This window comes from Nostoc sp. (genome assembly GCF_036916655.1).
Lineage (GTDB): Bacteria > Cyanobacteriota > Cyanobacteriia > Cyanobacteriales > Nostocaceae > Nostoc.
Genome location: NZ_JBALFY010000048.1, coordinates 99,400 through 119,306 on the forward strand (window position 1 = coordinate 99,400; position 19,907 = coordinate 119,306).

Sequence of the window (19,907 nt, forward strand, 5' to 3'; positions counted from 1 at the left end):
TTCCTAACTCTAATGTTTTACAACTTCAAATTCCAGGCGGCAAAAGCTAAAGTGCCCCAACCAGCAAGAAAAGCTGCACCGCCTAGTGGTGCGATCGCTCCTAAGGATTTAATACCGGTTAAGCTAAGGGCATACAAGCTTCCTGAGAAAATAGCAATGCCAATGAGAAATAGCCATCCACTGGCGATTAGAGTGGGTTGAGGGGACTCGGTACGACTAATTAGGATGGCTACTAAAAAAAGTGCTAGAGCATGATACATTTGGTAACGAGCGCCAGTTTCAAAAATTTCTAGCGATCGCTCACTAATTTTTTCTCGCAAGGCATGGGAAGCAAAAGCACCAGCAGCAACCGACAAACCGCCTAAAATGGCAGCTACGCTCAAAAAAATCTGCGTCATTAGACTTAGCCGTAAGTTGATTATTAGTCATTAGTCATTGGTCATTAGTCATTTAGTTAATAACAAGGACAAATAATCAATGACAAATGACAATTAGACATCAAAATGATATGATACAGCCCCTTCTTCGTTCACCTTAAAGTTTGCATTGAATTCTTTAGCTTTTTCATCTAAATATTGTCTGGCGTGGGCTGCGGGTAATTGTGACTGCATTGCAAAGCCTAAAACAGTTACGCGCCCCTGATTTTCTTGTAGCATCTCATAAAAAATCGATTGCAGGCGATCGCTAACTTGTTGATTAAGCGCCTTTTTCTCCTGCCGACTTTGACGGTATAATCCCAATGCTAACCACGTGCCCAGTGTTAGGGTAGGGACACCAAAAATTAGACCACTAACAGCAGTATCATCATTTTCATAAGTAGCATAAGGTGAGGGAAAATCATACTTATCTTCAGGCAGTATAATCACTTTACGTGTAGCAATTTTTTCAAATACCGCTGTTGCTGATAGCGTTACAAACATGAATCCAAGTGTCAGTAGCCAACCGGCAGCTAATTTTTCAGCAGTTTTCATAGTTTCACTTCAGATTTACACTTTGCTAGTGATTTTAACCTGACTTTCACAAAGGTTCCACTATATCAATCTAATGCCAGCGACAGTTTTTTAGCTTTTGCATTAGACTTTTTGCCTACCTTGCTTGAAGAAACAGTGTTATTAAGCGCGTACAAGATACCCAGTAATCATGTAATATTTTAGTATACTTATTTTCCTATAAAAATTCGGCGTTACACAATTTTAAGATGGTTGTGGGGCGGTAGTTTTTTTTACCCAATAATTATTGTCAAATTGCAGCAAAGGATATATATCCTTTGCTGCGATTTTAACCTTACTTGCGTGTAGCTTCCAGTAGGCGAGAAAAATAGAAGCGAGTCTTCGTCATTGCCCGTCTTTCTAAAGAAAAGCCATTACTTTCCAAGATTCTTACCACATCAGCCTCACGGTGCAAATATGCACGAGTGGCTTTACTTGGCCCAGGAAAGAAACTGCCAATTTTCTTGAGTATACTTAGGGCGCAGGTCTTTGGCGCAAAACTGATAATTATCCGCGACTGTGCCAAAGAACAGAGGTGAGATATCATCTCATCAGCTTTCTCTTGAGGATAATGAATGAGAACATCTAGGCAAATAACAGTATGGTAGCTACCACTCAGCGATTCCAAATCCTGTACAGCAAAAGTGGGATTTTCATCATTTCCCAAGGTTTGCTTGGCTCTATCTCTGCCTTCTTCCACCATTTTTTCAGAAATATCGGTGGCATAGACTTTAGCACCATCTACCGCTAGGGGAATGCTGAGACTACCGACACCACACCCAGCATCACAGATTGATAACTCTGGTAAATTGTTATCAGCCTTCAGCCAACCGAGAACTGTATCCACGGTTTGCTGGTGTCCATTGCGGATGTCTAGTTGGACTTTGTTGACTTCGCCATCGCCGTAAATTCGCTTCCAACGGTCAAACCCTGTGGAATTGAAATACTCGCGAACAATCGTTTTGTCGTCGGCTGCGTTCATAAACTTTGATTTTTAGGGGTTCCCAATGCTTAAAATTATCATTGATAGGAACCCATAAGAGCGGTCTTCCAGATTTTTCTAGGTGATAGTTTGCCGATGGGCAAGGATACTTACGTATATAGAGAAATTAGAGTGCCGAATTCTAGGTATTTTTTATAAGAAGAATTCAGAACTCAGGAGTCAGAATTCAGTATGAATTCTGTACGATTGGGTAATGAATATTGGTTTAAAATCGTACTTTGTTCCACTGCGCTAACACCCCTTGTGGGCGAAACTAGGATTGAATTTTAAACAACAATGTTATTACTCTATCCCTTCCCTACGGGACGCTGCACGTAGCTTGCTTCCCTGTAAGGGTACATGGGTAGAGTATTCTGAATTCTGAATTCTGACTCCTGAATTCTGATTCCTTTTTATTGACTTGCATTTATGCCAATTACCCCTATGATTATTAAGGAAATCGACAAAAGTTTAATCAATGTGGCAGATTCACGAAACCAAATAATCCCAATAATAGCAATTAGAATAGTTCCCAATCCAGCCCAGACGGAATAAGCCACACTTACTTCAAGTCTCTTGAGAGCAAGGGTCAAAAAAGTAAAACAAAATCCATAGCAGACAAATATTAATACGGAAGGAACTATTTTTGTAAATCCCTCCGATAACTTCATGCAGGTTGTGCCTGAAACCTCAAAGAGGATTGCGATGATGAGGTAAATCCAGCTTATTAACATATTTTTTGTAAGTAGTTTGTTAAGAGCAACTTACGGGCGATGCACCAAACCCTATGAATGTAAAAAATAGTCCTGAAGCCACCCATTAACAAATACATTTAATTAAGTATAAGTCTTTCGACAGTTAAACGCAAACGTACAATAGTATATCTTAGCTTGATTTTGGGGCTTTTTAGCTATGAGATTGGTCAAACAATTTTGGATTTTAGATTGACCCTAGCAATCAAGTCAGAGGCTCATCAATTAATGGTTAGATTTTAGATTTATTCTGGCGTTAAATTCGGAGGCAACTCTTTAATTTTGAATCTTCAATTCCAAAATTCCAAATTTAAAATCTAAAATTCGGTAAAGCATTGAGGCAACGCCTGCTGTAGTATGATTGTGATTTTGTTCTACTAATGGTATAAGAGATGACGGCTCAATTTGAATACAGCACTCTTACCGATTCACAAGATATCCAGCACCTTGGGCATATCTTTGAGCAGTGTTTTATCAGCGCACTTGGAGGTGAGGAAGCTTATATCAATCTGATTGGCGTAGAAAATTTCCGTATTATTCGTGAGTCAGAGCAATTAATTGGTGGATTGGCAACTTTGGATATGGGCCAGTGGTGGGGTGGTTTGCGTGTACCAATGACAGGAATTGCAGTAGTGGGCATTGCTCCAGAGTATCGTGGTTCGGGAGCTGCGATCGCTCTTATGGAACAGACCCTCAAAGAACTTTATGCTAGAGGTATACCGCTCTCTGCTCTTTATCCAGCAGTTCAAGGCTTGTACCGAAAAGTCGGGTATGAACAAGGGGGTAGCTGGTGTAATTGGGAAGTTCCGACTAAAAGTATCCAATTGCGAGAGCAACCCCTACCTTTGCAACCAATATTTCCGCTAAATCATCAAGTCTTTCACGAACTATATCAGCAGCAGGCGAGACTAACGCATGGATATTTAGACCGACATCCAGCAATCTGGGAGCGCTTAATCCAGCCAGATGATAAAGAAACATTTTACGCATATTTTATCGGTACTAAAGAGAAACCCCAAGGATATATCCTCTTCAGTCAACATTCAACAGAAGATGGCACAATCCTGCGGGTCAAGGATTGGGTAATTCTCACAGTTGCGGCTGCACAATCATTCTGGTCTTTTCTGGCCAGTCATCGCTCCCAAATTGAGCAGGTGCGATGGAGGAGTTCTGTGAGCGATTCTTTAACATTGCTGCTACCAGAGCAAACTGCCAAACTCAAACATACGATGCGTTGGATGCTGCGGGTAGTAGATGTAGTCAAGGCATTGGAAATGCGTGGTTATCCATCGGGAATTCAAGCTGAATTGCACCTAGATATTCAAGATAATTTGCTAGATGCAAACAATGGTAAATTCATCCTTTCTGTTGCCAATGGACGCGGTGAAGTTACAAAAGGTGGAAAAGGTGAATTGCAGCTAGATGTCAGAGAACTAGCACCACTATATACAAGTTTGTTCACTCCCTACCATTTACAAATAGCCGGAAAACTACATGGGACAGAAACAGCTATATCAGCAGCTACGCAAATATTTGCAGGTGCATCGCCTTGGGTGGCTGATTTCTTTTAACGTGAGTGTATAAAATATAAGGGACTTCCAAATAAAAAAACATCTAACTTTTCTTGTGGGTGGACATCTTGTCTGCCCTTATTTATGAACAAGCGAGACCCCACCCCATAAAATTGGATAATTTCTTGATAATCCCTAAGTTGGAAACATAATTAATCTTTGGCTCGTCGTTCCGCTAGATTAACAATTTCTGTGGTTGTCAACTCACATCATCAGTGAAACTGTGAGCGATTTACTTTGATAAGTAATGATGATTTTTTGTGCTGTTCTAATCCTAAACATCATTTCAAAAAATAACTCAACAGCATTTCTGAATTTTTCTCCGGAATTCCAGTGCGATCCTCAGAAAACAATCTAAGGTAAAGTTGATTATTTGCTACATCGTTGCACACCTACAATCACAACATGAAATCACATTTACTTGCGATCGGTTTAAGCAGTTTGCTTCTAGTTGCAGGACAAGCTAAAGCCTCACGATTACAGTCTTGGTACTTTGACTCTAAGCAAAACCAATTACACCTAACTACAACTTCTGGAATCCAACCAAAAGCCTTTTTATTAGATAATCCTAATCGATTGGTAATTGACTTACCTGGAACTAATTTTAATTCAGATAGTGTTAAAAAAGCTTTTGGTAATGCAATCAAAGAAATTCGGATCGGAAACCTGGACAGTCAAACAACTCGTTTTGTCATCCAATTTGCTCCAGGTTATCATCTTACTTCGCGTAATTTATCCATTAGGGGAGATTCTCGTTCCCATTGGATTGTAAAGTTTAACTCTTTTGACCGTCAAAGCAATAGCATCTCTGGGGAAAATAGAGAAGATATTGCCATCAATTCTACTGATGCTTCAACATTTGCAGGAGTTGTCAATCTTGGTCAAGAAATGCAAGGCATCAGTTCTCAAATTCGCGCATTGTTAGCAACTTATAAATCATTGAATCCGGGAATATTTTTCTTAGATTTAGATACAGGTAACTATATAGATATTAATGGCGAAAAAAGATTTTCTGCTGCCAGTACAATCAAATTTCCCTTGTTAGTGGCTCTTTTCCAAGAAATAGATGCTGGTAGAATTAAACTAACAGATAAATTAGTGATGCGGCGCGATTTAAAGGTGGGTGAATCTGGAATTATGCAATATAAACCCATCGGAACTAAATTTAGCGTGCTAGAAACTGCTACCTTGATGATGACAATCAGTGATAATACCGCCACAAATCTGGTTCTCGATCGCTTGGGTGGTGCAGCAAAAGTTAGTCAACGTTTTCGTAGCTGGGGATTGCAAAATACAGCACTTCGGAATCTACTTCCAGATATCGCTGGCACAAATACAACGAGTTCTAAAGATTTGGTCAGGTTGGCGGCGTTAGTTTCTAACAATCGTTTACTATCCCCAAACAGCCGCAATCAAGTTTTAGGGATTATGCGCCGTGTCAAAACTAATAGTTTGCTACCGGCTGGTATTGGTAAAGGAGCTACCATTGCTCACAAAACTGGCACATTGAGATTTATCATCGGTGATGCAGGTATTATTGAAATGCCCAACGGCAAAAGCTATTTAGCAGGCATTTTGGTGCAAAGACCAAACTACGATCGCAAAGCTGGAGATTTTGTCCGTGAAGTTTCGAGAAGAGTCTACAATTACCTAAACCAAACCACAGTTAGCAATATAGAACCAAACTCTAGCGATGCCTCCGGCGGGCTAGGCCTACGCACTCGTTAGCAATGGGAAGCGGGGAGTTAATATTTCAAACAATCTCTCAATACTTGTCGGGTTTTGGGGAAAAGGGGAAGAAAAAACCTTTAACCTTTTCCCAAAACCCAATTCCGAGTTAAAAATACAAAATCCCAGCAGTATTGTACTCTCTCTTATCTATTTTTTAAGGGTTAATACTTATTTATTGAGATTATTTCTAAAAATTTTCTGAATTATATCCATATCTAGCCCTAGCGAATAGAATGATGCCTCCGGCACGCCAAGGGCGAACGCAGCTATACAGACAAAACTCACCTCCGTGAGTTTCCAATTTCTTGAGTCCGCGCAGGCGGATTTGGTTTGTGTAGCCGCGATTTCTAATCGCCAGGTATATTTGCTGTATTAAATTTTACCCGTAAATACCACAAAAATAAAATAAAAAAGAGAGCTACTTAAGCAGCTCTCCAGATCATCAGGGTGCATCTACTTACCACAGCATATCATTTTAGGTATGAGGGTTGTCACCAACTTTTATATGAAGACTTTGTGAAGGAAGACCGGGAAAATACTTAAATTGGTTATGGGGCATTGAAAAGAAGCAGAGGGGTGCAGAGGGAAAAACTCTTCTCCCTTGCTTCTTCTCTGCTCCCTGGCCTTATGCCAACAATAATTATTTACGCCTAACTACTTAAGCATTCAGTTTTTTCTCGACCAATTCGTTAGTCAGCTTAGGATCGGCACGTTTGCCTGTCTTTTTCAGAACTTGTCCGACAAAGAAGCCTTTGAGGTTGGTGTTACCGTTGCGATACTTTTCTAGTTCTTTGGGATTGGCGGCTATGACTTCATCAACGATGGGTTCCAGTACACTAGGATCGGTGATTAACTCTTGACCTGCAAAGGCTTTCTCAGGAGAAATACCACTCAGTAAATCTGGGAGCTTTTCTTTAGCTTGAGCATTGCTAATTTTGCCCGTTTCAATGCGAGTGATGATATCTGCTAAATTGGTGGGAGTCAGGGCGATTTCAGTAATACTGAGTTTTTGCTTATTGAGATGGGCTGCGATATCTTGAGTAATCCAGTTAGCAGAGGCTTTGGCATTTGCTCCAGATGCGATCGCAGTTTCAAAATATTCGGCTATTGAACGATCTTCTGTCAACACTCGCGCATCGTAAGGGGAAAGCCCCAACTCACTTTCATAATGATGGCGTTTTTGGGCTGGTAATTCTGGTAGTTCGCTACGCCATTGCTCTAATTGTGCATTTGACACCTCAATTGGTGCTAAATCTGGTTCGGGGAAGTAGCGATAATCGCTTGAACCTTCCTTCACCCGCATACTACTTGTGCGTTGAGCGCCTTCTTCCCAGAGACGAGTTTCTTGGATAATGCGATCGCCTGCTTCGATGGCGGCGATTTGGCGCTCAATTTCGTAGTCAATCGCCCGTTGGATGGCGCTGAATGAGTTCATGTTTTTAATTTCTACCTTGGTGCCAAATTCCTTTCGTCCCACCGGACGCACGGAAATGTTGACATCGCAGCGCAGAGATCCCTCCTGCATATTCCCATCACTCACACCGAGATACCGCACAATCCGGCGTAATTCTTCGGCATATTCAGCAGCTTCTAATCCAGAACGCAGATCGGGTTCCGAAACAATTTCTACTAAGGGTATACCTGCGCGATTGTAGTCTACCAAAGAATAGGAAGAACCAGAAAGGCGATCGCTACCAGCGTGTACCAATTTTCCCGCATCTTCTTCCATGTGCAAACGCGTAATACCAATGCGTTTGCGAATCGGATTCCCCTCAGCATCTACCAACTCAATTTCTAACCAACCATGTTCTGCGATCGGTAGATCGTATTGAGAAATTTGGTAATTTTTGGGTAAATCTGGATAAAAATACTGTTTGCGGTCAAATTTACTATATTTAGCGATTTGACAATTTAGTGCCAAACCAGCCTTGACAGCGTATTCTAATACTTTCTCATTGAGTACAGGTAAAACCCCAGGTAAACCCATACAAATCGGGTCAATGTTAGTATTTGGGTCAGCACCAAATGCCGTAGAGCTATTAGAGAAAATCTTGGTGTTGGTACTCAGTTGACAATGGGTTTCTAAACCAATAATCGCTTCATACTCAGTTTTTACAGTCGTAGCAGTGGTCATAATATCAATAATTTGGGCATAATCCTTGTAGTGGTACTATTGTAGCGGCGTATTGAGTTGCGCTGAAGACGGTTATTTGGGTGAGCAATGCTTACCGTGTTGAGCTTGAAAAAGAAGGTGCGAACCTAAAGTGAAGAAAATCTTGATGATTGGTTCTGGGGGTGCTGGTAAATCTACCTTAGCCCGCGCACTGGGAAGCATTTTAGGTTTAGAAGTGATTCACTTGGATGCTTGGTACTGGAATCCTGGTTGGGTTGAGACTCCAAAAACTGAATGGCAAAGTATTATCCAAGACCTAACCCGACGAGAATCTTGGATTATGGATGGTAACTATGGGGGTACTCTCGACCTTCGTTTGTCGGTTGCAGATACGGTAATTTTTTTGGATTTTCCCCGAATTTTATGTTTGTTGCGAGTGATTAAACGTCGTTTTATCTATGCTGGACAATCTAGGCCTGATATGGCATCAGATTGCCCTGAGAGATTGAACTGGGAATTTCTCAAATATATCTGGTCATACCCAATTATTCGTCGTCCTGGAATCCTAGAAAAACTTAGTCAGCCAAGACCAAATCAGCAAGTTATTATTCTCCGCAAACCAACAGAAGTTAGAGAATTTTTGCAAAACATTTCCCACAATAATTAAGCTGCACTGACTTCGCCAAATTTTGTCAAGAACCTAAATGCCTTCAAAATATAACTAGCACAATCTCTAGGAGAGGTATTGTAAAACGATCGCCACGCACTCGCTTTATCCTCATCATAGCGATCGCTGCGTTGACTATGATTCTCTAACCACGCCAATCGCACTGCATGGCCAATTAACACATCCAGCACAATATATTCTTCGATTTGCAGGTTGGGATTATTGGCTGCGATCGCAGCTAATTCGATTAATGCTTCAATACTAACTTGGCGATATTCTGGAGCTTCGATTTTATTCAGCAAATGCTCAACCAACAGAGCAAAATTTCTTTCCCCGGCTGTCATTTCCGACAACATTATCTCACTATCTAAACGATTGCGGCGCTCTAATTTATCGCCAATTACTAAACCTTTGCAATGCTGCATTAATAGCCAAACTTGCTTAAAAAATTCTTTTGGTACGCGCCCCGTCGCACCCTCGGCTTGGCGAAACCGCCGCCAACCACCCGGCGGGACTTCTATTCCTTCTGCTATTGCTGGTAAAACTACCCAAGCAATATCACTTTCTTTTTGTTTGACATGCAGTGATTCTTGTTGGCGCAACAGGTTACTCATGCCAGTATATCCAGTTAATACCTGACGCAAGCGCATTTTCACATCAAAGGGTGAAAGTTGCATTAGGTAATCGTAAGCTTCATCTTGAGTGACGTATAATTCCCGCGCTAGTTCGCTGGTAATCAATAAGATGAGATAGCCGACTCTCAGGGTTAGTAGTCCCTGGAATAGTTCGGGTTCTGAGCGAATTAAGATACCAAGATAGATTAAAATCTCTTGAGTGAGGACGCGATCGCGAATATCGTCACGACAGAAATGATTAATTTTATCGGCAATTTCATTGTGGGACATGGGTACGGTAATTAAGGACGCTTCGCTGTAAGCTTTACCCACAGCAATTTGCTTACCCCGCACCAAAATACTCGTTACTGCATCTGATAGGCTGATATCAACCATTTGGCGCAACCCCGCAGCCCGACGCACTACCGCCCAAATGCCTAAATCTCCAGCTTTGGTATAAACTTCGTCGAGTAAATCGCCTACGGTGACTGGATATCCTGGGCCACCATACCCCGTATCAAATTCCGTTCCCTGTAAGCGAGTTAAAGTTTGCAATAACTCAATTTGTTCGTAAATATTCTCTGATGAACGCAAGTAAGAAAGTAATAACCCAAAGTTGGTTTCATACTCCATTTGAAATTCTTGGGTATGTCCTAAGCGCCAGTTCTTCTCAGGATGATAAGCTAGATAATAGCAACGTGGGCTAGAATTTTTTAGTGGCGATCGCGAGAATTCTGCATTGGGGAGAAAATCAATTCTTTGGATTCCAGCTGTTAGCATTAACTGATTTAGCCGCCCTAATTTCACTCGCACACCGTTACAAACTCCATCTTTCAATTCTTGCATCAGTTCTAGTAACGCTTCTGAACCGACTTCTAACATGGTGTGCGTCAACATTAAAGTTAAAGTAGGACGCCCTAAATCGCTCCAATATTTTTGAATATAAGCTAGTTCGCTTCTAATTTGATCTAGCAGAAAATGGTAATCAAGAGTTAAATAAAACTGTTGAGAATCTGAGAATGAAGGCAAAAAGACAATTGTTTCACCACTAATCCGAAAAATTCTAGATGTTGTTAAACTCCGCAGCCGCCGCACTGGCCGCCCAGTTAAACCAAGTTTGTTGTTACGTCCAATTTGGGTATAAATAGCTGAAAACTCTCCAGCTTTTCTCACTTGAATCGGTTCTACTTGGGTAGGCGTTTGTGCTTCAATTCCGTGAACTTCTAATTTCTTCTGTAAATCTTCATCTTCTGCTAATAAAGCAATTTGTACTAATGACTCTCGCTGTTTCCCAACACACAAATGTCTTCCCAGAGGATCGATATCACCAACCGCCAGTAACCCTTCACTCAACATTTCACTGAGAAAATATAAACTCTGTGCCCACACCAAGGGAATATTTTCATTAGGTAAACGTGGTTGCGTTTGTGGTGCTAACTTTTCAGCCTCGATATTTTCGGCGGGAACATAATAAAGTTCTGGCAATAAACGCAAACCATTTTGTTCTATAAGTAATGATTCTAAAAGATTTTGGTATTTTTTAACTTGTTCTTGTTCGCCGCGAAATAATCCATCTAGAACTAAATAAGTGAAAAATAACGGCCATTCGCATTCGATATGCTCAAATTGCTTGAGTTCTAATGGTTCGTAGTGCAAGCGCTGATGATCTTCTAAAACGGTTTGGTGTCCATCACGCAGAAAGCGTTTGCAGCCGTATTTACCTGCGAGTTTATTGATAATATCGTTTAAGGTGCGATCGCGTAACTCCAAATCTTCCACTGCAAAGGCAGGATAACTAATAATACTTAACAGCGCCGCATCAATTTCTTTGGAACCAGATTCCCTCGGTAATAAGGATTCTAAAGTAATTCGAGCACGGGCGATTTCATCTGGCAGCACATGAATAACTGATGCTTGACTACCACGCACACCAAACAAATCCAGTCCGTTGATAGCTTCTAAAGCAGCTTTTGCCATACCTACGGAACTGGCATTTAACTCAGCACTACCACGATTAATTTTATTACCACGTTCCCAAATGCCGTAATCTGGAGTGCGGTAAGCTCGTCCAATGTAGTAAACTAAATTTTGGACGAAATTCACTTCATCAATGGTATAAATTATTGGCAATCCTGCTGCCGTCATTTGTGCCAACATCAATAAAAATATAGATGTGGCATCAAGTTGCAAATGTCCCCATTCGTCATCACCAACAACAATGTCACCAGTGGCAGTATTATATTTGGCGTGCAGTCCATCTAGTAGCGACTGAGTATGTTTAAATGTCTCTACTTTATGAGCCTGTCGCATCATCGCAAATAGCAACCCGCGCATTAGTTTGATGACACTGTGTTCTAGTTCATAGGTGCGTCCCTTATCATCGTCAATTTTGCGGTATGCAAGTCCTAAACCCCAAACTGCCAAAATGCTGTAAACGTTGTCTCGCACCCAGGCATCAGTATAATCACCGTGGGCTGTAATCGCTGTACTCGCAGGTAGTAAACCAGTAATCGGATTTTGCCGAGTCAGGATGATCGTTTTGATTTGCTGGTAGTAATAGTCTAGGCGAGTTAGCAATTTGGTAGATGTTTTCATGGTTTGGTTCAGAACAACTTGCAAAATTCGACCCTGTGACTGTGAACTGAATTACCTAAACCAAGTCAGAACAAGTTCTGTAATGGTTGATGGGACAACAGTGGAGGGTAGTAAGTTTATTATTATCTCCTGTTAATAGGTTTCTGGGTACTTAATTTTGGTGATTCCGAACTAAAATATGATACTTGTTCAAACACCTCTTGATTTTTATAAAAATTTATACTTAAATCTCAGTTTTCTTAAGGCATAATGAATTCTTTTTGTTGATTCTTCGTCATCCAGGTGACTATGGATGAAGTTGCTCGATCCAAAATAATACTGAGATATTGGCAATATTTTAACTCTGTAAAGTTTCGGAGTGAATTCGTTGATTGGCTTGACAGAGCTTATTGTTGTAGTAGTAAAATCTACCTTAAGTTACACGAAAATTACTTAAAAATCAGTTACCAAGGCTATACAATAGTGATATTTATCACAATCATTAAATACTGTAGTCTCAGTATGTACCGGAGAGTGCTATTCCGGGTTAGGATGATCAACAGCGATGCCTTGATTTAGCGATATTGAATTGTTGAAATTTTATGGGCAATAGTCCACCAGATGGCAGTATCAACCTCCTCTGAACTGGCGAGGAAGTCTCCCAGCGCGGGGGAGACTTAGGAGATATATATCATGCTCACACAAGATATTCGTGATTTGCTGACTGATACTACCGATTTGAACCAGTTGAAATGGGATTTAAATCGCTTGCAACCTGTGGATGTGGGAGACTACATTACACAATTGCCTGAAAAACAACGGGCGATCGCATTCCGTTTACTCAACAAAGCTCAGGCAATTGATGTATTTGAATATCTGCCTACAGTGGTGCAGGAAGAACTAATTAATTCTCTGCATGATGTCCAGGTAGTGCAACTTGTAGAAGCGATGAGTCCCGACGAACGGGCAGAATTGTTTGATGAACTACCTGCTGGAGTCATCAAACGGCTATTACAAGAACTGAGTCAAGAAGAAAGGCAAGCAACAGCAACGATTCTCGGTTATCCAGAAGGCACGGCTGGGCGGGTGATGACAACCGAATATGTCCGGTTGCGTCAAGGATTGACTGTCGGTGAAGCCTTGAGCAAGATCCGCCGTCAGGATGAAGACAAGGAGACGATTTACTACGCCTACGTCACAGACGACAACCGGACGCTGGTGAGAGTAGTTTCACTGCGCCAATTGCTGTTTACCTTTCCCGATGTTTTCATCAAAGATATCGCTAGCGATCGCGTCATTAAAGTTACAACTGAAACCCCTCAAGAAGAAGTGGCGCGAATCATGCAGCGCTACGACTTAATCGCTATCCCTGTAGTTGATCGGGAAGACCGATTGGTAGGCATTGTCACCATTGATGATGTCATGGATATTTTGGAAGAAGAAGCCACAGAAGATATCCAAAAACTGGGGGGTGTGAGTGGTGATGAAGCAGCTTTATCCTCTCCCTTACTCACCATCCGTAACCGCTTGCCTTGGCTGTTGGGCATCATGGCCCTGTATATTGGTGCAGCCAGTGCGATCGCGCCTTTTCAATCTGTAATTGCCGCAGTGCCAGTTTTAGCAGTAATTATGCCGATTTTTTCTAACACAGGTGGTACTGTTGGCATTCAATCATTAACAGTAACAATTCGCGGCTTGGGAGTGGGAGAAGTAACACCCAAAGATACCTTAAAAATTCTCCGCAAGGAACTTCTAGCTGGTTTAGGTACAGCTTTCGCTTTAGCCACAACGATGATACTGCTTTCCTTAATTTGGGCGCGCCCCCAAGAGCGATGGGTGGCTTTAATTGCCGGTATGGTAATGGCAACTAATACAATTGTGGCTGTTACACTCGGCACTTTACTACCAATGGCTTTGAAGCGCTTGAAACTAGACCCTGCTTTGGTTAGTGGCCCATTAGTGACTACAATGCTAGATACAATTGGGTTTTTAACCTTCCTCAGCCTAATTTCTTTAGCTTTAAACGTTTTCCATTTACCAACTTAATCATAAGTTTTCAGATTCCCCCGCTAAAAATGAATTAAGAAGCCAGAGGAATGGGTGAATATTTGATACTCTCAGCTATTTTTGTGATTGTAAAATTACAGGTTCCTGAAAATTAGAAGTATAACCCGGTAATACTTTTACCTCTGGCTGAGTCAACCGTAAAGTTAAAGAAAGTCGGACTTTACCGCTATTATTACGTACTGAACGATGTAATAATCTATCAGTAAATAATACAAATTCCCCAGGACGTAGCACCACAGGAATGGCTTTTTGGGCGACTTCATCACTGATTTCAAAAAATTGATTACCACTAAAAGGATCGGTTCCTTTTATCTGGCAATCTTTTAAGTAAATATTAGGTATATACTCAAATCCATTATATTCATTAACTTCTGTCAAAGCTATATAAGCATGGATAGTTTTACCATCTCCTTTCAGGAGTTTAGGATAAGAGTCTTGATGCCAAAAAGGAATTAATTGCTGGGCGGGATAGTTTACCCACAATTCCGATCGCCATAATACTAAATTTTCCCCTAAATGAGCATTCAGCCTTTCTAATAAATTTTTATCTTGACATAATTGCAAAATTGCAGGTGAATCTAAATGTCTTTCCATGTAAAAAGATTTAGTAAAAACCTGAATCAATATAATGAACAATGACCCAATATCAAATCTAATAAAAGATTTAACTACCTGTTTTAATAATATTTTTATTGGGAATTTACTTAAAACTTCATCAAAAACATATTGGGTAATATCAGCTATTTCATTACTGGTTAGAAGGAGAGAGTTTGGCCCCCAAATTTCATCATTCCCATCATAATTAATTTTTTTTGTCTTCTGCTGTTGGTTGCAACCAGCCCATAATAAACTACGTTCCCATAATTGATCTGATAATTCTTGATTTTGTGCTACCTTCGGTAATAGAATTTCTTGAGTATGACTATCTAAAAATTTTCCACTAACATTTTGGTAATCTGGGGAAGTAGCGCAAATAAGGGTGCTATATGCTCCAGATTCCGAGGAAATACCTAAACCTAAATATTTACTGAGACGATGCCATATAGTAATATTTGATTGCACAAAGCCTGGATGTATTGCGTTAACAGTGACTTGAGAATTATTTAATCGCTGAGAAAGTTCTCTTGTTAAAAGCAATAAAGAGAATTTAGAAACGGCATATAATTTGATAAAATTTAATGGTGTTCTTTTAACTAATAAATTCCAGTCAATACCACTTGGAGATAATGCCAAATCTGACGCTAACATAATAATGCGACTAGGGGCAGATTCTTGCAATTTTTCTAGTAATAAATAAGTGAGTAAAAAATGACCTAAATAGTTAGTCCCCCAAATCAGTTCAAAACCTTCTTTTGTTATGCCTCTGCGGTTGAATATACCCGCATTGTTGACTAATATATGTAATGGTAAATTTTTGTCATTAAATAGTTTCACACAGTTGCGAACTGAATCTAAAGAAGCTAGATCAAGAGGTAAAAATGTCACATTTTGATTTCCGGTAGTTTGGCGGATATAGTCTATAGCTTTTGCAGCTTTATTTGCCGAACGACAAGCAATAAATACATGATTGCCTAATTTGGCTAAACCTACAGCCGTCATTAAACCTACACCAGAGTTACCACCTGTAACCAGACATACTTGCATAATTTACGATCTCTCAGTATTTATTGGTAAAAATGGGAGCATCCCAATTTAAATGTCTAAAAAAAGACAAATATGCACCAGTACGGGCATTAGTATCAGCTTTACCCAAGTGTCGGCATTTACTTAATTTTTCAGATGTCGTGCATTGAAAGTATAGCTGGGTTCCTTGCAATTTTTGCAATTTGTACCCTGAAAAGACGCGCCAAGGGCAAGGGTAGCCAGTAAGAGCATCAGTTTACCTATCTTTAACCAGAACTAATGAGAAAATAATAGATATCTAATTTGATAGAAGACAGGTGATATCATTTCCTCTGCATCTGTAAATTAAAAAGCTGTAGAGATGCGATCGCTCTCTATGCAGGAAACTGATAGCTATTTATGCCTACTAACACTTGGAATCGTCATCACATTCTTTCCCTGGCTGACTTCACTACCACTGAATACGATACTGTTTTGCAAACTGCGGCCAGCTTTCAAGAGGTACTATCACGGCGAACGAAGAAAGTGCCAACCTTGCAGGGACAGGTGGTGGCGAATTTATTTTTTGAATCGTCTACCCGTACTCGCAGCAGTTTTGAACTCGCAGCCAAACGCTTAAGTGCGGATACGCTGAACTTTGCCGCAGCCACATCTTCTATGACTAAGGGAGAAACAATTCTCGACACGGCGAAAACCTATTTAGCGATGGGAACTGATATTATGGTAGTCCGCCATCGAGAGGCAGGAGTACCAAATGCGATCGCGGCTGAAATGGATCGTCTAGGTGTAAAAGTTAGCGTCCTCAATGCTGGTGATGGTCAACATGAGCATCCTTCCCAAGCATTGCTAGATTTATTTACCATAACTACTCTCATTGACCCAGCTAGTCCCCGGCTAGAACTTTTAAAAGGGAAAAAAATTGCCATTATTGGAGATATTCTCCATTCTCGTGTGGCGCGATCGAATATTTGGAGTTTGATTGCCAGTGGTGCCGAAGTGCATCTCGCAGCACCACCCACCCTTTTACCCAAGTTATTTGCCGAGTATATCTTGGAAGAGACAGAAGGTCAGGAAGCAGCAGGAGAAAAACCAATTCTCTCATCCCACTCCCCAAATCAACAACTTTTTATTCACTGGCAGCTAGAACCAGCTTTACAGAATGCCGATTTTGTGATGACTTTGCGCTTGCAAAAAGAACGTATGACGGCTCATTTACTACCAAGTTTGCGAGAATATCATCATTTATTTGGCATTACACGTGCAAAGCTGCAACTCTGTAAACCTAACGTCAAAGTTTTGCATCCAGGCCCAGTTAATCGAGGTGTCGAAATTAGTTCTGATTTAATGGATGACCCAGAATTTAGCCTCATTCAATCGCAAGTTACCAGTGGTGTCGCCGTTCGGATGGCGCTGTTGTATTTGATAGGAAGCGGTAAGGTTTAAGTAATTTAACACCAACCCCAAGCCAATAGGGTTCGGTTAAGATTTTTTGATGAAAATTCTAGATCATAGAGACAGGATAAATCGCCGTCAACACAAAAGACTGATTATTGTAGAGACGGCGATTCACCGCGTCTCTTGCCTTAACCTGTGGGCAAAGTTGCTTGACATAACTACACAAGCTAGATAAAAAGGGTATAACATAAGACCAGCCCTTTCAATGCCGAGTATAAATTCTTGAAAATGAATTCCTCTTTAAACCTCTTTTCTATGTGTTCTCTATCTTGGAAAGACTGATATCTGAGGCTGGCTGCGCCAACAGAGGTTTTTTGCCCTCAGACTTTTCTCTGTGCCTCGTGGTTAAATAAATAACTTATAAACCACTTCCGACACAGATATAGCTCAGAGAAAAAGAGATTTTATGAGTTATCTTGAAAGGGCTAATCTTATCACTCGTTCGGACTTACGCACTAAAGATCCACCAATGACCTTAAAAAGTTGGCTCTTAGGGTTCCCCTTTTTAAAGTTAGGAGGAATCTAGGTTTAAAATTTTCAGTGCGTAAGTCTTGTTTATTGCTATTTAATACCTGTGCCGGAGATTTGCTGATGAAAACTATATCTAGCCTCGATTCAGTAACCAAACATTTAGAACAGCATGAGAACTCAAAACGAATTAAAAAATTAATATACTCAGCTTGTAAAAATATTTGGGAGAATGATGAAGAGACGCTAGATAGGTTTAAATTACAGGAATTAATTCAAGAGTTATACAGATTAAATCCAACTATAAATAACTTAAATTATAGTTTATCTAAAGTTGTAAAAACCCTTAATAAACAAGTCGAATACGCCCTACTCGCCAGTATTATTTCTCATGAAATGCAGAAGCTATATATAATGCCTGATGAAGTAACAGGAATATTATTAAATCAACCTCATCCAGAAGAAGCAACAGGAATATTATTAAATCAACCTCATCCAGAAGAACAGAAATTTGATAATTCTGGGCAAATATCATCAAATTCTATAGATAAATCTCCAAATAATCAAACCAAAAATCAATACAATCAGTTTGATTTACGGCAAAATATTATGAAGTATACTAACCCACTTAGGGCTAAAATAGTTTTATTCTCTGCACTTTACAAAAAGTTTACTTTCAATGAAGAAGACTGGTTGAAACTGAAAGCTGAACAACTTGATGATTTATTGCTGAGATTATTTCATACTTGTCCAACTATTAGAGAGCTTGAATCTAAACTAAATAGTGCTGTTATATCTCTAGGTAAGCCGGATGAGAATATCCAAGCAGCTAGTGCAATCATCCAATCTATGCGAGGTTTATATGGCAATATATCACCCAGCACTAACGGATATCAACCGTTTAAGAAAGATTCATCTCTAGAAATGAGAACATTAGTTAATCCTCATCAAAAAAATGCACTCGCGATTGATGATAATAATACTTGTCAATTTATAGTACCTTCTACCAAAGAGTAATCGTAACTTTTGAATATTCTTGAGTCGGGAAAAATTTGGAAAGATTATGATAATTGAGATAGGAAAAATATGGATGCTAATGAACTTCTTCAGCGATATGAAAATGGAGAAACAAAATTTGTTGAGGCTAACTTAAATGGAGTAAATTTGTTTGGTGCAGACTTGATTGGTATAGCTTTAAATAAAGCAGATTTGGGTAATGCTATTCTAATTTTTAGCTATCTAAATCGAGGAATCCTAAATAAAGCAAATCTAGTTTGTACAAAGCTAAGTGGCGCGAACTTAAATCAGGCAAGTTTAATCAGTGCTAACCTGCATGATGCTAATTTACATGGTGCAACTTTGCAGGGTGCTGATTTGCGTAATGCCAATTTAACCTTGGCGTATATGTTAGATACTAACTTGATGGATGCCGATTTGCGTGGTGCCGATTTGAGTGGTGCAAATCTAACTGGTGCGTGCTTGCGTGGTGCTAACCTGCGAGAAGAAAAGAGAATGTATTCTGCTAGTTTACGGGGTGCTAACCTGCATAAGGCTGACCTGCGAGGCGCTGATTTAACTGGTGTAGATTTATCTAAAGTTGATTTGAGTGGTGCTAACTTGAGTGAAGCAACGCTACGTTATGCCGATTTGAGTGACGCTAACTTGAGTGAAGCGATTTTGTATAATGCCTCTCTGGCAGATACTAACATCGGGGGTGCTAATTTAAAAGGTGCTAACCTGATGAACGCCAGGCTGGAACGGTCAAATCTTATTGATGCCGAACTTACAGGTGTTAACTTGTATGGTGCAATTATGGCAGATGCTAAACTGACTAGATGCCAGATGAGTGGGGTAAATTTGAGTTTTGCAAGGTTAAATAGAGTTGATTTAAGTCGGGCTAACCTGCGTGGGGCTAACCTCACGGAAGCAGACTTAGTTGATGCCTATCTTGCTAGGACAAACTTGACTGGCGCTAATTTAAGTAAAGCAAATCTAATCAGAGCAGAAATGAGTAGTACAAATCTAACTGGTGCAGATTTGCGTGGTGCGGTCATGCCTGATGGAACAATTAACGATTAAAAATATATAGCAGTTTGCATTTGTTGCAGTTGAGTCCAATAGTATAGCGGTTCTCATTTACGTGAGGTACACCCGTAAGGGCAACCAGGGCAAACGCTGTAACTTGGCTCACTCCATGCACAAAACCCTGATTCATCCAAATTATCTTTGCATAGTTTGGTTTTTTCACGTCGTTATACTTATCTTCTCAAGTACCGTGTTGACCCCAGCATTTTGATTCTA

14 protein-coding genes are annotated in these 19,907 nt (G+C 40.3%); 7 read left to right on the forward strand and 7 right to left on the reverse strand.

Annotation, left to right across the window (positions count from 1 at the left end; translation table 11 throughout):
- Window positions 1-17 precede the first annotated feature (17 nt).
- From V7L31_RS13075 to V7L31_RS13090, 4 genes are all read right to left on the reverse strand, one after another.
- Complete coding sequence (locus V7L31_RS13075) at window positions 18-398, reverse strand: DUF423 domain-containing protein (RefSeq protein ID WP_179063634.1); 381 nt, start codon at window positions 396-398, stop codon at window positions 18-20.
- Between the two features lie 93 nt (window positions 399-491).
- The gene (locus V7L31_RS13080) at window positions 492-971 is read right to left on the reverse strand and encodes a hypothetical protein (protein ID WP_334696614.1); all 480 of its coding nucleotides are present in this window, start codon (window positions 969-971) and stop codon (window positions 492-494) included.
- Window positions 972-1,284: 313 nt separating this feature from the next.
- Window positions 1,285-1,971 (reverse strand): magnesium protoporphyrin IX methyltransferase, encoded by a 687-nt coding sequence (bchM, locus tag V7L31_RS13085; RefSeq protein ID WP_334696615.1) that lies wholly within the window; start codon window positions 1,969-1,971, stop codon window positions 1,285-1,287.
- 413 nt (window positions 1,972-2,384) lie between these two features.
- Window positions 2,385-2,705: a DMT family transporter gene (locus V7L31_RS13090; RefSeq protein ID WP_334696616.1), complete on the reverse strand. Its 321-nt coding sequence runs from the start codon at window positions 2,703-2,705 to the stop codon at window positions 2,385-2,387.
- A gap of 410 nt (window positions 2,706-3,115) precedes the next feature.
- On the opposite strand from V7L31_RS13090, the gene V7L31_RS13095 reads away from it, so the two are divergent.
- Together V7L31_RS13095 and V7L31_RS13100 are read left to right on the forward strand one after the other, a co-directional pair.
- Window positions 3,116-4,294: a GNAT family N-acetyltransferase gene (locus V7L31_RS13095; protein ID WP_334696617.1), complete on the forward strand. Its 1,179-nt coding sequence runs from the start codon at window positions 3,116-3,118 to the stop codon at window positions 4,292-4,294.
- A gap of 405 nt (window positions 4,295-4,699) precedes the next feature.
- Window positions 4,700-6,022, forward strand: coding sequence for a serine hydrolase (locus V7L31_RS13100; RefSeq protein WP_334696618.1), 1,323 nt, complete (start codon window positions 4,700-4,702; stop codon window positions 6,020-6,022).
- Between the two features lie 661 nt (window positions 6,023-6,683).
- Here V7L31_RS13100 and gatB read toward each other — a convergent pair.
- Window positions 6,684-8,159, reverse strand: a complete 1,476-nt coding sequence (gene gatB / locus V7L31_RS13105; RefSeq protein WP_334696619.1) for an Asp-tRNA(Asn)/Glu-tRNA(Gln) amidotransferase subunit GatB — start codon at window positions 8,157-8,159, stop codon at window positions 6,684-6,686.
- Between the two features lie 130 nt (window positions 8,160-8,289).
- On the opposite strand from gatB, the gene V7L31_RS13110 reads away from it, so the two are divergent.
- The gene (locus V7L31_RS13110; RefSeq protein WP_334696620.1) at window positions 8,290-8,805 is read left to right on the forward strand and encodes a DNA topology modulation protein; all 516 of its coding nucleotides are present in this window, start codon (window positions 8,290-8,292) and stop codon (window positions 8,803-8,805) included.
- Here the strand turns inward: V7L31_RS13110 and V7L31_RS13115 are convergent.
- Window positions 8,802-12,014, reverse strand: coding sequence for a glycoside hydrolase family 15 protein (locus V7L31_RS13115; RefSeq protein WP_334696621.1), 3,213 nt, complete (start codon window positions 12,012-12,014; stop codon window positions 8,802-8,804). The two genes, V7L31_RS13110 and V7L31_RS13115, sit on opposite strands and share 4 nt — an antisense overlap.
- Before the next feature lie 672 nt (window positions 12,015-12,686).
- Here V7L31_RS13115 and mgtE point away from each other — a divergent pair.
- Complete coding sequence (mgtE, locus tag V7L31_RS13120) at window positions 12,687-14,039, forward strand: magnesium transporter (protein ID WP_334696622.1); 1,353 nt, start codon at window positions 12,687-12,689, stop codon at window positions 14,037-14,039.
- A 75-nt stretch (window positions 14,040-14,114) separates the two neighbouring features.
- Here mgtE and V7L31_RS13125 read toward each other — a convergent pair whose 3' ends face one another.
- Window positions 14,115-15,704, reverse strand: coding sequence for an SDR family NAD(P)-dependent oxidoreductase (locus V7L31_RS13125; RefSeq protein ID WP_334696623.1), 1,590 nt, complete (start codon window positions 15,702-15,704; stop codon window positions 14,115-14,117).
- 378 nt (window positions 15,705-16,082) lie between these two features.
- On the opposite strand from V7L31_RS13125, the gene V7L31_RS13130 reads away from it, so the two are divergent.
- From V7L31_RS13130 to V7L31_RS13140, 3 genes are all read left to right on the forward strand, one after another.
- Entirely contained in the window at window positions 16,083-17,126 is a 1,044-nt protein-coding gene (locus tag V7L31_RS13130; RefSeq protein ID WP_334696624.1) for an aspartate carbamoyltransferase catalytic subunit, read from the forward strand.
- A 603-nt stretch (window positions 17,127-17,729) separates the two neighbouring features.
- Window positions 17,730-18,623 (forward strand): hypothetical protein, encoded by an 894-nt coding sequence (locus V7L31_RS13135; RefSeq protein ID WP_334696625.1) that lies wholly within the window; start codon window positions 17,730-17,732, stop codon window positions 18,621-18,623.
- A 69-nt stretch (window positions 18,624-18,692) separates the two neighbouring features.
- Complete coding sequence (locus V7L31_RS13140; RefSeq protein WP_334696626.1) at window positions 18,693-19,685, forward strand: pentapeptide repeat-containing protein; 993 nt, start codon at window positions 18,693-18,695, stop codon at window positions 19,683-19,685.
- Window positions 19,686-19,907: the final 222 nt, after the last annotated feature.

Excerpts from the sequence above, each read along its gene's own strand:
- V7L31_RS13075 (WP_179063634.1), bottom strand. The coding sequence starts at position 398 with ATGACGCAGATTTTTTTGAGCGTAGCTGCCATTTTAGGCGGTTTGTCG.
- V7L31_RS13080 (WP_334696614.1), bottom strand. The coding sequence starts at position 971 with ATGAAAACTGCTGAAAAATTAGCTGCCGGTTGGCTACTGACACTTGGA.
- bchM (WP_334696615.1), bottom strand. The coding sequence starts at position 1,971 with ATGAACGCAGCCGACGACAAAACGATTGTTCGCGAGTATTTCAATTCC.
- V7L31_RS13090 (WP_334696616.1), bottom strand. The coding sequence starts at position 2,705 with ATGTTAATAAGCTGGATTTACCTCATCATCGCAATCCTCTTTGAGGTT.
- V7L31_RS13095 (WP_334696617.1), top strand. The coding sequence starts at position 3,116 with ATGACGGCTCAATTTGAATACAGCACTCTTACCGATTCACAAGATATC.
- V7L31_RS13100 (WP_334696618.1), top strand. The coding sequence starts at position 4,700 with ATGAAATCACATTTACTTGCGATCGGTTTAAGCAGTTTGCTTCTAGTT.
- gatB (WP_334696619.1), bottom strand. The coding sequence starts at position 8,159 with ATGACCACTGCTACGACTGTAAAAACTGAGTATGAAGCGATTATTGGT.
- V7L31_RS13115 (WP_334696621.1), bottom strand. The coding sequence starts at position 12,014 with ATGAAAACATCTACCAAATTGCTAACTCGCCTAGACTATTACTACCAG.
- mgtE (WP_334696622.1), top strand. The coding sequence starts at position 12,687 with ATGCTCACACAAGATATTCGTGATTTGCTGACTGATACTACCGATTTG.
- V7L31_RS13125 (WP_334696623.1), bottom strand. The coding sequence starts at position 15,704 with ATGCAAGTATGTCTGGTTACAGGTGGTAACTCTGGTGTAGGTTTAATG.
- V7L31_RS13130 (WP_334696624.1), top strand. The coding sequence starts at position 16,083 with ATGCCTACTAACACTTGGAATCGTCATCACATTCTTTCCCTGGCTGAC.
- V7L31_RS13135 (WP_334696625.1), top strand. The coding sequence starts at position 17,730 with ATGAAAACTATATCTAGCCTCGATTCAGTAACCAAACATTTAGAACAG.
- V7L31_RS13140 (WP_334696626.1), top strand. The coding sequence starts at position 18,693 with ATGGATGCTAATGAACTTCTTCAGCGATATGAAAATGGAGAAACAAAA.